Raw genomic sequence first — 12,810 nt, 5'->3', positions numbered from 1 at the left:
CGGCGGCGTTCGGCACCTGGTGTATGCGTCCCGGAAGGTCAAGTGTCGCGCCTGCGGGCGTATGCGTTTCGACGGCTCGGACGTGAGACGGGCCGCGAACGGGTCGCTTGTAAGACTCGCTCCGTGGTGGTCGGTGATGGCGGCGGCGTTCGGCACTTGGTGCACGCGTCCCGGAAGGTCAAGTGTCGCGCTTGCGGGCGTATGCGTTTCGACGGCTCCGCCGCGAGACCGGCCGCGAAATCCTCGCTCGTAAAACGAGCTCCGTGGTGGTCGGTGATGGCGGGGGTATTCGGCACTTGGTGCACGCGTCCCCGAAGGTCAAGTGTCGCGCTTGATGGAGCATGCGCTTCGACGGGGACGTGAGACGGGCCGCGAAATCCTCGCTCGTAGGACTCGCTCCGTTGTGGTGGTCTCGGCGATGCGAGTTGGGGCCGAAAAGTGAAGCCGCAGTGAGTGGATGGGGATATGTCCTATATCGGGTATGAGGAATTCGGTCGGCGCTTTCTGGAATACGCGGCCTCGGAGCAGCGCATCTCCGGTGCGTTCGACCAGTTGACCGGTGCCGCCTTCGATTTCGGCCCGATCGGTGTCGGGCCGGCCAAGTTGGCGAAGGTCGCCGCGCAGGTGCGACTCGGGGAGCCGAAGCTGCAACGGTTCGTCGACGAGGTCATCTCCTTCGAACTCGTCATCCCGCTCGATGTCGACCTGCTGCTCGATCTCGCCGTCGACCGGCACCGCTTCCACATCGACGGCAATATCCACCTGCACCTGAGCGTGCGCACGGCCGAACCGCTGCGCGTCATCATCGATATCGCCGAACCGCGCCCGAGCGACGTCCGGATCAATGTGGCCACCGCCACCAAACGCGGACAGTTGCTGCGCATCCTGGCCAGCGTCGATCACGAGATCAGACGCTTCGTGGCGCGCTATATCGCGACCGAAATCCGCAAACCGCATATCGCCGCGGTACGCGATATCGACGTCGCCGCCCGATTGGACGCGGCCTGGCGGCTGTGAGCCCTTCGAGCGACCTGCAAGCAGTCGCTTCGGTTAGAGCTTGCGCAACCGCAGCCGGTTGATGCTGTGGTCGCCGTCCTTGCGCAGCACCAGTGTCGCGCGCGGCCGGGTGGGCAGAATGTTGTCCACCAGATTGGGGCGGTTGGTGGAGTTCCAGATCTCCTTCGCCGCGGCCGTCGCCTGGTCGTCGGTGAAGCCCGCGTAGTGGTGGAAATGCGCGTTCGGATCCGCGAAGGCGGTCTCGCGCAGTGTGAGAAACCGTTGCACGTACCAGTTCTCGATGTCCTCGATGCGCGCGTCGACGTAGATCGAGAAGTCGAACAGATCCGAGACCATCAACCGCGGACCGGTCTGCAGCACATTGAGACCCTCCACGATGAGAATGTCGGGTTGAGTCACGCAGTGGAACTTGCCCGGCACGATGTCGTAGGAGATATGTGAATACACCGGTGCACATACTTCGGCCGCACCGGATTTCACTTCGGTGACGAAGCGCAGTAGTTTGCGGCGGTCATAACTTTCTGGAAAACCCTTGCGGTGCATGAGGCCGCGGCGAGTCAGTTCCGCGGTCGGATATAGGAATCCGTCGGTTGTGACCAAATCCACACGCGGATGGTGATCCCACCGCGCGAGCAGCGCCTGTAGTACACGGGCAGTGGTGGATTTTCCGACCGCGACGCTGCCCGCGACACCGATGACGAATGGCACCTGCTGATCGGGATGGGTCTCCCCGAGAAAGGTCGCGGTCGCGGCGAACAGCCGCTGACGTGCGGCGACCTGCAGGTGGATGAGGCGAGCGAGCGGGAGGTAGACCTCGGCGACCTCTTCCAGATCGATCTGTTCGCCGAGGCCGCGAAGACCGATCAGTTCTTCCTCGGTGAGCACCAGGGGAGTCGATTTACGCAGCGTCCGCCACTGTTTCCGGTCGAATTCCACATAGGGACTCGGCTCGCTCATTCGTGCCACTTACCCGACACTCCGTTCGGACAAACACGCATACGTCGCGCGCCGACTGTATGAGATTCGGTCCAGCTCTCGCATAGGCGAATTCTGCTCTGCGTCAACATCGCGGGAAACGCGGGGTGCCGATAGGGGGTGGTGACCGGTCGATGACATGGCCGTCAGCGGCTAATGTCGGCGGACATGGAAGCGCATCCCCTCGTGACCGAGTACCTGCGGCTCGGTTTGGCATTCGACCGGCTGGAGGAAGGTTTCGTCGACGCATATACCGGTGATCCGGCGCTGCGTCGCGAGGTGGAGAACGCGCCCGCTCCCGAACCGCGCGACTTGGCGCGTCGGGCGGCAGCTTTGCGTGCGGAACTACCCGCGGCCGGATTGTCAGGGCAGCGGACCGAATTCCTCGATGTGCACCTGCGCGCGCTGGAATGCTCCGGTCGCAAGTTCGCGGGCGACGATATCGGGTTCGTCGACGAGGTACGCGCGTACTTCGATGTCGATATCGCGCCGGGCGATGTCGAGGACTACCGCGACGCGCACCGCCAGATGGACGAGGTGCTGGTCGGTGACGGCCCCCTCGCCGAACGGGTGACCGCTTTCCGCAAGGCCGATGAGATTCCGCCGGAGCGCTTGAGCGTATGCGTCGAGGCGTTCTCGAGCGCGTTGCGGGAACGGGTGCGCGAGCGTTATCCGCTGCCCGACCATGAGCACGTCACCTATGAGGTGGTGGGGGATAAGCCCTGGTCCGGGTTCAATTATTACCTGGGCAACTATCACTCCCGGGTGGCGATCAACTCCGATCTCAAACAGCATATGGCGCATCTGCCCGGCCTCATCGCGCATGAGGCCTATCCGGGCCATCACACCGAGCACTGCCGCAAGGAGGCCGGTTTGGTGGCCGATGGGCAGGCCGAGCAGACGCTGTTCCTGGTGAATACCCCGCAGTGCCTGATGGCGGAGGGGCTGGCGGATTTGGCGCTGCGCTCGATCGTCGGGCCAGGCTGGGGCAAGTGGGCGCAGGAGATCTACGCCGATCTGGGGCTGCGTTTCGAAGGTGAACGCGCCGAACAGCTTTCGAATGCTTCGGCCAAATTGCTCGGGGTCAGGCAGGACGCCGCACTGCTGTTGCACGACCGGCGCCGCGACGCCGACGAGGTCGCCGAATTCCTCCAGCGCTGGGGCCTGACCACCCAGGAACGCGCCCGCCAATCGCTGCGCTTCCTTTCCTCACCCCTGTGGCGCGCCTACATCAGCACCTACGTCGAGGGCTACCGCCTGCTCGGCAGCTGGCTGGACCGCGCCGTCGACGCCGACGACCGCGCCGACCGTTTCCGCCGCCTGCTCGATGAACCCCTCACCCCCGGAGCCCTTCGCGCCATGTGATTACTGGATGACCGCGCAGCCGCCACTGGAGATGGTGCAGATCACCTGGGACAGGGCGCGCAGGAGGGCATCGAGCGGGGACGTGGGCATCGAGATCGGGTTCAGCATGGCGTGTCCTCGGGGTCGTGGCGTGGACAATCTCGCCATTGAAACCGGTGGCGCAGGCCGTGGCGTTAACGCCGTCTACCCCAAGAACTCGCGCCCCTGCGCACAGGCAGGCTCGACCTGCGGTTTCTGCCGAAAGCGGTCGGCACAGCCGCTCGCGCTCTCCGTGAGCCCGCGCCCTCAGTGCAAAGGGTGTGCCGTCGCCACAACGTGTGTGCACTTGGACACTGCGCGAATGCCCCGCTCGGCGAGCGTGGGAGGCATCCTCAGGCTGATGTAAACGTGATACGGACCGAGATCGGGTCGGATTCCAGTGCCTTGATCGTCCAGGCTGTGGCCGATTCGGCGGCGTGGCTCTTGGCGAAGGAGCGGGCGCGGGCGATCACATCGTCATCGGGGACGAAGGCCGCGGTGCCGGTGTGCCAGCGCTTGCCCTGACGCAGCCGGACCTGCGGATTCGCTGCGATATTGCGTGCCCAACCCGCGCGATGGCCGTGCTGGGAGATCAGCCATGCGCCATCGTCATCGATGGAAACGGTGACCGGCACACGGCGCGGCTGTCCGGATTTGGCGCCGATGGTCTCCAACTCGGCGATCATCGAGGAGCGGATACCGATTCGATCCAGCAGTCCGACAGTGGGATTGACGAGATAGCGCCCGACAAGCCGTTCACGACGGAACTTGCGCGCCGCTGCTGCTGTGCTGCGTTGAGTCATGGCTGTGCTCCTTCGAGCGGAAGATGACGCAGGTCGTGGTGCCGTGTGCGACCAACTTGCCCTGGTCGTCCACGACGCGACCCTCGGCGGTCGCGGTGGTGCGGCCGACGTGGATGGTGGTGCCGGTCGCGATCAGGCGGCGGCCGTCGGTGGGTACCGCGCGGATGTAGTTGATCTTCAGTTCCAGCGTGGTGTAGCCGACACCGGCATCGAGTGTGGTGTGCACCGCGCAGCCCATAACCGAGTCGAGCAGGGTGGCACAGATGCCGCCGTGTGTGGTGCCGAGCGGGTTGGCGAAATCGGGCCGGGTTCGCAGCGCGAAGACCGCCTTGCCGAATTCCAGTTCCTCGACCTCGAGGCCGAGCAGATCGCCGATGAACGGCGGCCGCGAGTCGGTCGTCATCGCGATACGCAGCAGTTCGAGTCCCGACAGCTGCGACAGGTCGGTCGGTGCGCTCATGACTGCGCCTCGCTGGCGCTCGGGTTCGCCATGACCGCCTGGGCGGCTGTGTCGATTTTTCGCTCGCTCATGAATCCCGTCCTTTCGGTGAACCGATTGGTCCACATCTGTCATGATTGCAGCATGGACCGATCGGTTCATGCAAGCATGAGTAAGGAGGATGGCGATGACCTTGCGTCCGCGCGACCGGCTGATCGAGAGCGCCATCGAGCTGGTGCGTGAACAGGGCGTGCACGCCGCCGGGCTCGCCACGCTGCTCGAACGCAGTCATGCCTCCCGCAACTCGCTCTACCAGCACTTTCCATCCGGTAAGAGCGAGTTGGTCGAGGTCGCGACCAAGACGGCGGGCGCGCGTCTGGTCGCGGTGACCGACAAGATCACCGGCTCCGGAACCGCCGAGCAGTGGATCGCGGCGCTCATCGGCTGGTGGCAGCGCACGCTCGAAAGGTCCGCGTTCTCCACGGGATGTCCGATCGTCGGTGCCGCACTCGCCGAATCCGAGCCGCGGGTGCAGGCCGCCGCGGGGACTGTCTTGACCGAATGGACCGACCGACTCGCGAACGCCTTGTGCGACAAGGGTTTACCCGCCGAGGACGCGCGTTCGCTGGCCGGATTCGTCATCAGTGCGCTGGAGGGCGCCATCATCCAATCGCGGGCGCTGAAATCCACCCGGCCGCTCGACGATGCGCAAGTGCACCTCACCGCCTTGTTGCGGTCCGCCGTACCTGGGGCTCGAGGTCTCGGCCCGTCACCGACCCACGGATAAGATGATGGGACCGCGACTGGCGCACTCGAGGTGGAAGCAACCACCGGGAAGCACCCTCGCCCCGCACCGCGCGCCTGGGTGCTGGGCTCATGGGCCTAGGGGCGCGCACTCCGAGGCACCCGGACCACGGAGGTTGCGATGCATACCGACACACAGAACCCCCTGATCGGCGCGGCGCGGCCGGACAATAGACTCGGCCAGGTGACGCAGACGACCGCCTCTGTCAATACCCAATCCCTCGGTGAGCTCGATCCCGAGCTCGCTGCCGCGATGGCAGGCGAACTCGCCCGCGAACGCGACACCCTCGAGATGATCGCCTCGGAGAACTTCGTGCCGCGCGCGGTGCTGCAGGCGCAGGGCAGCGTGCTCACCAATAAGTACGCCGAGGGTTATCCGGGCCGTCGCTACTACGGTGGCTGCGAGCATGTCGACGTCGTCGAGACCCTCGCCCGCGACCGCGCCAAGGAACTCTTCGGCGCCGAATTCGCCAATGTGCAGCCGCACTCCGGCGCACAGGCCAATGCCGCGGTGCTGATGGCGCTGATGGAGCCGGGCGACCGGCTGCTCGGCCTCGACCTTGCGCACGGCGGCCACCTCACCCACGGCATGCGGCTGAACTTCTCCGGCAAGCTCTACGAGGTGCACTCCTACGGGGTCAGCAAGGAAGACCACCGCATTGATATGGAGGAGCTGCGCAAGACCGCGCTCAGCTCGCGCCCGAAGGTGATCGTCGCTGGCTGGTCGGCCTACCCCCGGCACCAGGACTTCGCGGCGTTCCGGGAGATCGCCGACGAGGTCGGCGCGAAGCTGTGGGTCGATATGGCGCACTTCGCCGGACTGGTCGCGGCGGGTCTGCATCCCTCGCCGGTGCCCTACGCCGATGTGGTGTCCTCTACCGTGCACAAGACCCTGGGCGGTCCGCGCTCCGGGCTGATCCTGGCCAAGCAGGAGTACGCCAAGAAGCTCAACAGCTCGGTGTTCCCCGGTCAGCAGGGCGGCCCGCTCATGCATGTGATCGCCGCCAAGGCCGTCGCGTTCAAGATCGCGGCGAGTGCCGAATTCAAGGAACGCCAGGAGCGCACCCTCTCCGGTGCCAAGATTCTGGCCGAGCGACTCGGCGGCGCCGATGTCAAGGACAAGGGCATCAGCGTCCTCACCGGCGGCACCGATGTGCACCTGGTGCTCGTCGACCTGCGCAATTCCGAGATCGACGGTCAGCAGGGTGAGGATCTGCTGCACGAAATCGGAATCACGGTGAACCGCAACGCCGTTCCGTTCGACCCGCGTCCGCCGATGGTCACCTCCGGCCTGCGCATCGGCACCGCCGCCCTGGCCACCCGCGGCTTCGGCGATGCCGAATTCACCGAGGTCGCCGACATCATCGCCACCGCACTGGCCGGGGGCTCCGACGTCGACACCTTGCGTGCCCGCGTCACCAAGCTCGCTCGGGACCTGCCGCTCTACAACGGCCTCGAGGACTGGCACCTGCTCGGCTGAATCTGTCATATTCGCCTGGGAATCCGGCTGCGCGCCAACGGTATCCGTTCGCGCCGGATTCCCAGGCGAATTCGTTCGTGCACAAGACCGAAAGCGTCTCCGTCGGCGGACGCCTAGCCGGTTCCAACCGGGCAGTGGGGCTCGTCGTCGCCGGATGCTTGGTTGGTTCCTGTTCGGTCGGGCGTACTGGGCTGCTCGAACATGGATCGGGTGAGCGGATTTAGGTCGGCAGTGGCTACCCCTCGTCGGTTGTCTGCGCGTGCACCGTTCGATGAAGGGGATAGGTCGGTGGGGCAACAGATGGACGGGCGGTCGTTCAGAGGAGGAGGGGTTGGCCGGGGGTGAGGATATGGACGGTGGTGTCCGGGGCTAGGGCTGTGGTGGCGTCGCGGTAGAGGTCGGGGCGGTTGCGGGTGGATTTGGTCATCATTCGGTCGCCGAGAGGCCGCTTGTGAAGGCGTAGTGGATGGGGACGGCGAGCCGAGGGTGTAGGGCGCGGGTGAGGTCGGCGGCGTCGGTGGCGTCCATGACGACCTGATGGTTGAACGCGGGTCGGATGCGCAGGCCGTTGATGGGGAGTAGCGCCAAATCCAATCCTTGAAGTGATCGGCGATTTCGTCGAGTTCGGCGATGCGGAGGGTGTCCGCGCCGAAGAAGATGCTGTGGCCGTCGGCGAGTAGTGCGAAGGTGACCTCGGGGACGCCGTGGCTCGCGGGCGTGGCGGTCACCTCCACTGGGCCGAGATGCGTTGTCTGCCAAGGATCCAACTCGACGACATTGTGAAAACCAGCCGACCGCACCCGTTTTGCGAGGCCACGCACGACGGCGAACGGCACATTCTTGTCCGGGTAGCTCCGCAGCGCCCCCAGATCGCAGTGATCGTAGTGGGCGTGGCTGATCACGATGCCCGCCAACTCCGGGAGATCGACGGCGATGGCGATGCTGCGCCGCTCGCCCTGGTAGTAGAAGCGGCATTCGGACAACCACGGATCGGTGAGGATTCTGGCACCGCCCGCCATGCACGGCCTGATCACCTTGCGCCAAGACCGTCCCAGCTTCCCCTGGCTCGACCTCGACCCCCTCCTCGCCACCCTCGTATCCGCCCACCTAGCCGCCGCCCAAAGTAGCCCCGGCCAGCTAACCAAGATCAAGTGGTATCCATGGCGGCATCGGCCGAGAAGGCCCACCACCAGTGCCACCTGATCTTGAATCCTCCTCCTCGCCTACGGATCCCCGCTGTGACATGCTCGGGTTGTGGCGGTTGTCCTGCCTCGACCTTGCTGCGCCGAACGGCCGGACCCGTGGGCAGCCACGATCGAGTCCTCGACCGCTGGATTTCCGGACTGCTTGCCTATGCCTGGAAGAAGGCCGGAGTTGCGTCCGATGTCGATCCTGCTGTCCTTCGCCGCCCACGTCCAACCGTGCCTTGATGGACCGGCGCATCGGGGGCTATTGGTCGACGCGGGCTTTGGCTCGGACGATCGAGTCGTCGAGGTAGCGGGTGATGTCGGCGCTGGTGGCGGGGCGGATCATGAGGGCGCGGTTGGCAGGGACTTCGCAGTAGCGGCCGGCCTTGGTGTCGATCCAGCGGAGTTTTCCGGTGCGCAAGGGTTCGGCATTGCGGGGGCCGACCAGGACGGTGACGGTGCCGCTGGAATCACATGGTTGGCGCCAGAAGCGGCGGTAGCGATCCTGGGTGGCGCGGGACGGGGAGTTGCCGAATGGGTCGGGGCGGTCGTCGTTGAGATCATCGAGGAGATAGCTCTTTTCGGCCGCGGTGCCGGGTGGCGCATCGGGGAGCAGGCGAATCAGTTCGGTGGCGAGTTGGTCGACTCGGACGCGCCGCAGCCGAACCTTGCCGCCATCCGGTGCGGGCGCTTGCAATGCGATGACGCCCGGTCCGGTGCGGGTGGCGCAGCCGATGGCGCGCAGTTCGATCGCACCGCGTGAGTTATCGATGCCGAACAGTTCGATGCGCCAGTCGGGTTTGGCGAGCACCCCGATGGCGCGCTGCAGCGACGCATTGTCCTCGCGGGCCAGCTCCGCACGGAATTGGCGCTGGTAGGCGCGATATTCGTGGAGTCGGGGAAAGCGGCTGGTGAAGCGAAACGGAAAGGGCATGCGATCCAGGCCGGTGCCGAACCAGGCCGCCGCGAATTGCTCGGCGGACAAGGTCCACTGCGTCATCATTGCGCTCCGAGTACGGGCGGCACGGTCTTCTCCACTTCGCCGATCAACTCCTCGCCGTGCTCCTCAGTGCGCAAGTACTTGGCCGACTTGTGCTCACCGTCCTCACCCCGTCTGGGCCGCGCGCCCGGCGGAAACATCCCGGAGTATCCGTCGGTACCCGCCGCGCCCACCCGACTCGGCGTACTGGCGCTCGGCTGAGCCGCCGTCGCTCCCGGTGTGGTTCCCAGCACCGACTTGCCAGGACTCGGAGTCTCGCCGGTGCTATGCGCGCCGCCGGGGTTGGGTGTGCTGCCGGGGTTGGGTGCCTCGCCCAAGTTGGGTGCGCCACCGGAATTGGGTGCGCCAACGGGGGTAGGTGCGCTGCCGGGGTAGCGTGCGCCGCCGAGATTGGGCTCGCCGCCGGGGTTGGGTGTGCTGCCGGGGTTGGGTGCCTCGCCCAAGTTGGGTGCGCCACCGGAATTGGGTGCGCCAACGGGGGTAGGTGCGCTGCCGGGGTAGCGTGCGCCGCCGAGATTGGGCTCGCCGCCGGGGTTGGGTGTGCTGCCGGGGTTGGGTGCCTCGCCCAAGTTGGGTGCGCCACCGGAATTGGGTGCGCCAACGGGGGTAGGTGCGCTGCCGGGGTAGCGTGCGCCACCGAGATTGGGCCCGCTACCGGGGTTGGGTGTGCTGCCGGGGTTGGGTGTGCCACCGAGATTGGGTGTGCTGCCGGGGTTGGGTGCGCCGCCGGGATTGGGTGCGCGTCCAGGGGTGGGTGTGCCGCCGGGGTTAGGTGCGTCACCCGCGTTGGGTGTGTCACCGAGATTGGGCCCGCTACCGGGGTTGGGTGTGCTGCCGGGGTTGGGTGTGCTGCCGGGGTTGGGTGCGCCGCCGGGATTGGGTGCGCGTCCAGGGTTGGGTGTGCCGCCGGGGTTAGGTGCGTCACCCGCGTTGGGTGTGCCACCGAGATTGGGCCCGCCACCGGGGTTAGGTGTGCCGCCGGAGTTGGGTGTGCCGCCGAGATTGGGCCCGCCACCGGGGTTAGGTGTGCCGCCGGGGCTAGGCGCACCCGCGGGACTCGGGAAAGTACCCGTCGAGGTCGAGGTCCCCGGCTCGATCCCGCCGGACGTGACGGTGGTCGGTGAAATCGGTGTGCCGGACGAAGGGGCGGCCGAAGTTGTAGATGTATGCGTAGCGGAGCCGGGCATGGTCGACGAGCCATTGTTCTGAGTCGACGAAATAGTTTGCTCGGCAACAGCTTCAGCCTTGCCTGAGGCATCCACCTTGCCCGTGTCCCCGCTATTTTTCGGATCCCAGATTTTGCTAGTGCCCTCTGCCTTATCGGTATTCCCGGTCCCGCTGGTGCCTTCCGCCGTGCCTGTATTCCCGGTCCCGCGAGTCCCGTCCCTCGTGCCTATATCCCCAGCTTTGCCTGTGTCTCCGGCTGCGCTGGTTCCGTCTGCTTTGCCTGTGTCTCCGGCTGCGCTGGTTCCGTCTGCTTTGCCTGTGTCTCCGGCTGCGCTGGTTCCGTCTGCTTTGCCTGTGTCTCCGGCTGCGCTGGTTCCGTCTGCTTTGCCTGTGTCTCCGGCTGCGCTGGTTCCGTCTGCTTTGCCTGTGTCCCCGCCCCCGCTGGTCCCGCTTGCTTTGCCTGTGTCCCCGCCCCCACTGGTCCCATCTGCCTTACCCGAATCCCAGCCCCCGCCGCTCTCTTCCGCCTTGCCCGTATTCCCGGCCCCGCTGGTGCCCTCCGTCGTGCCTGTACCCACTGCCGCACCGGTGTCCTTCGATGTGCCCGTGTCCCCAGCTGCGCTGGTTCCGTCTGCTTTGCCTGTGTCCCCGCCCCCACCTGCCTTACCCGAACCCCCACCGCTCTCTTCCGCCTTACCTGTACTCCCAGAACCCCCACTCCCACCCCACAAAGCCCCCACCACCCCAGAAATCGGATCAACCGGCGCCGGCAACGTAGGAATCAACAGCGCCGTACTCCCATAAGGCTGGATATAGAACGTACTCATATCATCCCGAGCCTGCTCCTCCCGCGAATTCCGCAGCTCCGGCCCAGAGCTATCCACCACCGGCGGCACTGCCACCTTGAACCGTCCTGCCGCACTCGCCGCCGCCGCTAGCGGTGTCGACTGCTGATCCAGCGACTCGCCCAGCTCACCGACCCGCGCGGCATACTCTCGAATGCCGCGCACCGCCCGGTCGGCCGCCGCGCCCTCCCAATGTTGGTCTACCGCTTGCTGAATCGCGGCTTCGAACTGTTGTCCGGCCTTGGTCACCGCGGCTGCGATGGCCGACCAGGCATCGATCGCACCGTCGAGTCCGGCCGGATTCATCTGGTCGGCAGCCTGTTTGATCTCCGCGTGCGAGAAGTTCTGCGCGTTCTCAGGATTGGTGATCGCGCGGCCGTCCATCTGTCCTGTCATGGCCGAGCCAGCCCCTTCCGTCAGTGCCGTCTGACCCTATAGACGCACTCGGCCCCATCCCGGTTCCATCGAAACACAGCCGATCTCGCCATGCCAGACCATCCGGTCGGCCGATCAGTGCGCATCCGCGGCGCCGACCAGCGCCGGATAGTCCTTCAGGTCGACGGTCTTGGCATTCTCGGACATCTTTTCCATCATGGCCATACCCTTCGAACCGAGGAACCAGTTGCGGAACCTGATGCCGCGCGCGGTCTTCGGGCAGAGGAACCGGCCGGCGTCGGCGGAGTCCGCGAGTTTGGTGTATTTGCGCATGATCTCGTTGTAGCGGGCATACGCGACCGTGTGGTCGCCGTCGGCCATCGCGAGCTCACCCGCGAGCACATACGCGCCGACAACTGCCGCGCCGGTGCCGAAGCCCGCCAGCGTATTTCCGTATCCGGCATCGCCGACCAGTGCGATCCGCCCGTTGGCGTAGCTCTTCATCGGCCGCACCATGGCGATGGCGTCGAGGTAGAAATCGTCGAATTCCTCCATTTCCGAAAGCATGCGCGGCACCTGCCAGCCCATTCCGGCGAAGGTTTCCCGCACGATCCGCCGCTGTGCCGCGACATCGTCACGGGCGTAGTCCAGTTCAGGTGCGACGAACATGTACAGCTGCTGCGCCTTCGGCCCGCCGGTGATGACCAACCGGCCCGGAGCGTTGTAACCGAAGGCGGTCGCGCGCTCGGGCTCTGCTTCGGTCCTGGTGGCCCAAGGGCTCGCACCCGCGACGCAGTAGTAGTGGCCTTTGTGCTGGACGAAGTCCTTCTCCGGTCCGAATGCCAATCGCCGTACACGCGAATGAATTCCATCGGCACCGAGCACCAGATCGAAGCTGCGCGGCGCGCCCTTTTCGAATTCGACCCATACTCCCGAATCGGTCTCGGTCAGCGCGCTGATCGAATCACCGAAGACGTATTCGCAGCTCTGATAGGTCTTTTCGTACATGATCCGAGCTAGATCGCCGCGCAGGATCTCCACATCGCCGCCGGTGAAATCGCCGGACATGAAGGCCAGCTGCTCGCCGTTGTCGTCGACGAACACGGTGTCGGTGGTGCCGGTCCGGTGTGCGTAGACCTCTTCGAGGATGCCCATCCGTTGCAGCAAATTCCGGTGCGTCTCGCCCTTGAAGTCGACGGCCTGGCCGCCGGGTCGCAGGTGCGGCGCGCGCTCGACCACCGTGACGGCGAATCCGTAGCGGGTCAGCCAGTAGGCGAGGGCGGGGCCGGCGATGCTCGCGCCGGAGATGAGGACGGTCTTGCTGCGCATGATGTC

General features: G+C 65.8%; 12 protein-coding genes, 1 pseudogene and 1 riboswitch. Of the genes and pseudogenes, 5 read left to right on the top strand and 8 right to left on the bottom strand.

Annotated elements, in window-relative coordinates; translation table 11 throughout:
• Positions 1 to 465: 465 nt before the first annotated feature.
• The gene (locus ACQP2U_RS35925; protein WP_433711598.1) at positions 466 to 1,017 is read left to right on the top strand and encodes a hypothetical protein; all 552 of its coding nucleotides are present in this window, start codon (positions 466 to 468) and stop codon (positions 1,015 to 1,017) included.
• A gap of 33 nt (positions 1,018 to 1,050) precedes the next feature.
• Here ACQP2U_RS35925 and coaA read toward each other — a convergent pair whose 3' ends face one another.
• Positions 1,051 to 1,983: a type I pantothenate kinase gene (gene coaA, locus ACQP2U_RS35920; RefSeq protein WP_397037017.1), complete on the bottom strand. Its 933-nt coding sequence runs from the start codon at positions 1,981 to 1,983 to the stop codon at positions 1,051 to 1,053.
• A 177-nt stretch (positions 1,984 to 2,160) separates the two neighbouring features.
• Here coaA and ACQP2U_RS35915 point away from each other — a divergent pair, with 177 nt between their 5' ends.
• Positions 2,161 to 3,357 (top strand): DUF885 domain-containing protein, encoded by a 1,197-nt coding sequence (locus ACQP2U_RS35915; protein ID WP_433711597.1) that lies wholly within the window; start codon positions 2,161 to 2,163, stop codon positions 3,355 to 3,357.
• Between the two features lie 371 nt (positions 3,358 to 3,728).
• On the opposite strand, the gene ACQP2U_RS35910 is transcribed toward ACQP2U_RS35915, so the two are convergent.
• Entirely contained in the window at positions 3,729 to 4,178 is a 450-nt protein-coding gene (locus ACQP2U_RS35910; protein ID WP_433711596.1) for a nitroreductase family deazaflavin-dependent oxidoreductase, read from the bottom strand.
• Entirely contained in the window at positions 4,132 to 4,638 is a 507-nt protein-coding gene (locus ACQP2U_RS35905) for a PaaI family thioesterase (RefSeq protein ID WP_433711595.1), read from the bottom strand. Before ACQP2U_RS35905 ends, ACQP2U_RS35910 begins: the two co-directional genes overlap by 47 nt.
• A 166-nt stretch (positions 4,639 to 4,804) precedes the next feature.
• Here ACQP2U_RS35905 and ACQP2U_RS35900 point away from each other — a divergent pair, with 166 nt between their 5' ends.
• Both ACQP2U_RS35900 and glyA read left to right on the top strand, forming a co-directional pair.
• On the top strand, positions 4,805 to 5,404 hold the full coding sequence (locus ACQP2U_RS35900) for a TetR/AcrR family transcriptional regulator (protein ID WP_433711594.1): 600 nt from the start codon (positions 4,805 to 4,807) through the stop codon (positions 5,402 to 5,404).
• Positions 5,405 to 5,406: 2 nt separating this feature from the next.
• Positions 5,407 to 5,491, top strand: a riboswitch (ZMP/ZTP riboswitch).
• A 114-nt stretch (positions 5,492 to 5,605) separates the two neighbouring features.
• Positions 5,606 to 6,901, top strand: a complete 1,296-nt coding sequence (gene glyA / locus ACQP2U_RS35895; RefSeq protein WP_396957360.1) for a serine hydroxymethyltransferase — start codon at positions 5,606 to 5,608, stop codon at positions 6,899 to 6,901.
• A gap of 426 nt (positions 6,902 to 7,327) precedes the next feature.
• Here glyA and ACQP2U_RS35890 read toward each other — a convergent pair whose 3' ends face one another.
• The 4 genes and pseudogenes from ACQP2U_RS35890 to ACQP2U_RS35875 all read right to left on the bottom strand — a co-directional run bounded on the left by ACQP2U_RS35890 (position 7,328) and on the right by ACQP2U_RS35875 (position 9,657).
• Positions 7,328 to 7,489: a hypothetical protein gene (locus tag ACQP2U_RS35890; RefSeq protein ID WP_433716814.1), complete on the bottom strand. Its 162-nt coding sequence runs from the start codon at positions 7,487 to 7,489 to the stop codon at positions 7,328 to 7,330.
• Between the two features lie 71 nt (positions 7,490 to 7,560).
• Positions 7,561 to 7,920 (bottom strand): annotated as a pseudogene (locus tag ACQP2U_RS35885) (MBL fold metallo-hydrolase); the annotation flags it as partial.
• 430 nt (positions 7,921 to 8,350) lie between these two features.
• The gene (locus tag ACQP2U_RS35880; RefSeq protein WP_433711592.1) at positions 8,351 to 9,091 is read right to left on the bottom strand and encodes an ESX secretion-associated protein EspG; all 741 of its coding nucleotides are present in this window, start codon (positions 9,089 to 9,091) and stop codon (positions 8,351 to 8,353) included.
• Positions 9,088 to 9,657 carry a hypothetical protein gene (locus tag ACQP2U_RS35875; RefSeq protein ID WP_433711591.1) on the bottom strand — a complete coding sequence of 190 codons (570 nt, stop codon included), beginning with the start codon at positions 9,655 to 9,657 and terminating at the stop codon, positions 9,088 to 9,090. The genes ACQP2U_RS35880 and ACQP2U_RS35875 overlap by 4 nt, the downstream gene beginning before the upstream one ends.
• Before the next feature lie 115 nt (positions 9,658 to 9,772).
• On the opposite strand from ACQP2U_RS35875, the gene ACQP2U_RS35870 reads away from it, so the two are divergent.
• Positions 9,773 to 10,297, top strand: a complete 525-nt coding sequence (locus tag ACQP2U_RS35870; RefSeq protein WP_433711590.1) for a hypothetical protein — start codon at positions 9,773 to 9,775, stop codon at positions 10,295 to 10,297.
• Between the two features lie 1,313 nt (positions 10,298 to 11,610).
• On the opposite strand, the gene ACQP2U_RS35865 is transcribed toward ACQP2U_RS35870, so the two are convergent.
• Positions 11,611 to 12,804, bottom strand: coding sequence for an FAD-dependent monooxygenase (locus ACQP2U_RS35865; protein WP_433711589.1), 1,194 nt, complete (start codon positions 12,802 to 12,804; stop codon positions 11,611 to 11,613).
• Positions 12,805 to 12,810 lie beyond the last annotated feature (6 nt).

The organism is Nocardia sp. CA-084685, assembly GCF_050955785.1.
Taxonomy (GTDB): domain Bacteria; phylum Actinomycetota; class Actinomycetes; order Mycobacteriales; family Mycobacteriaceae; genus Nocardia.
This window is presented reverse-complemented; position numbering and strand designations above follow the sequence as displayed.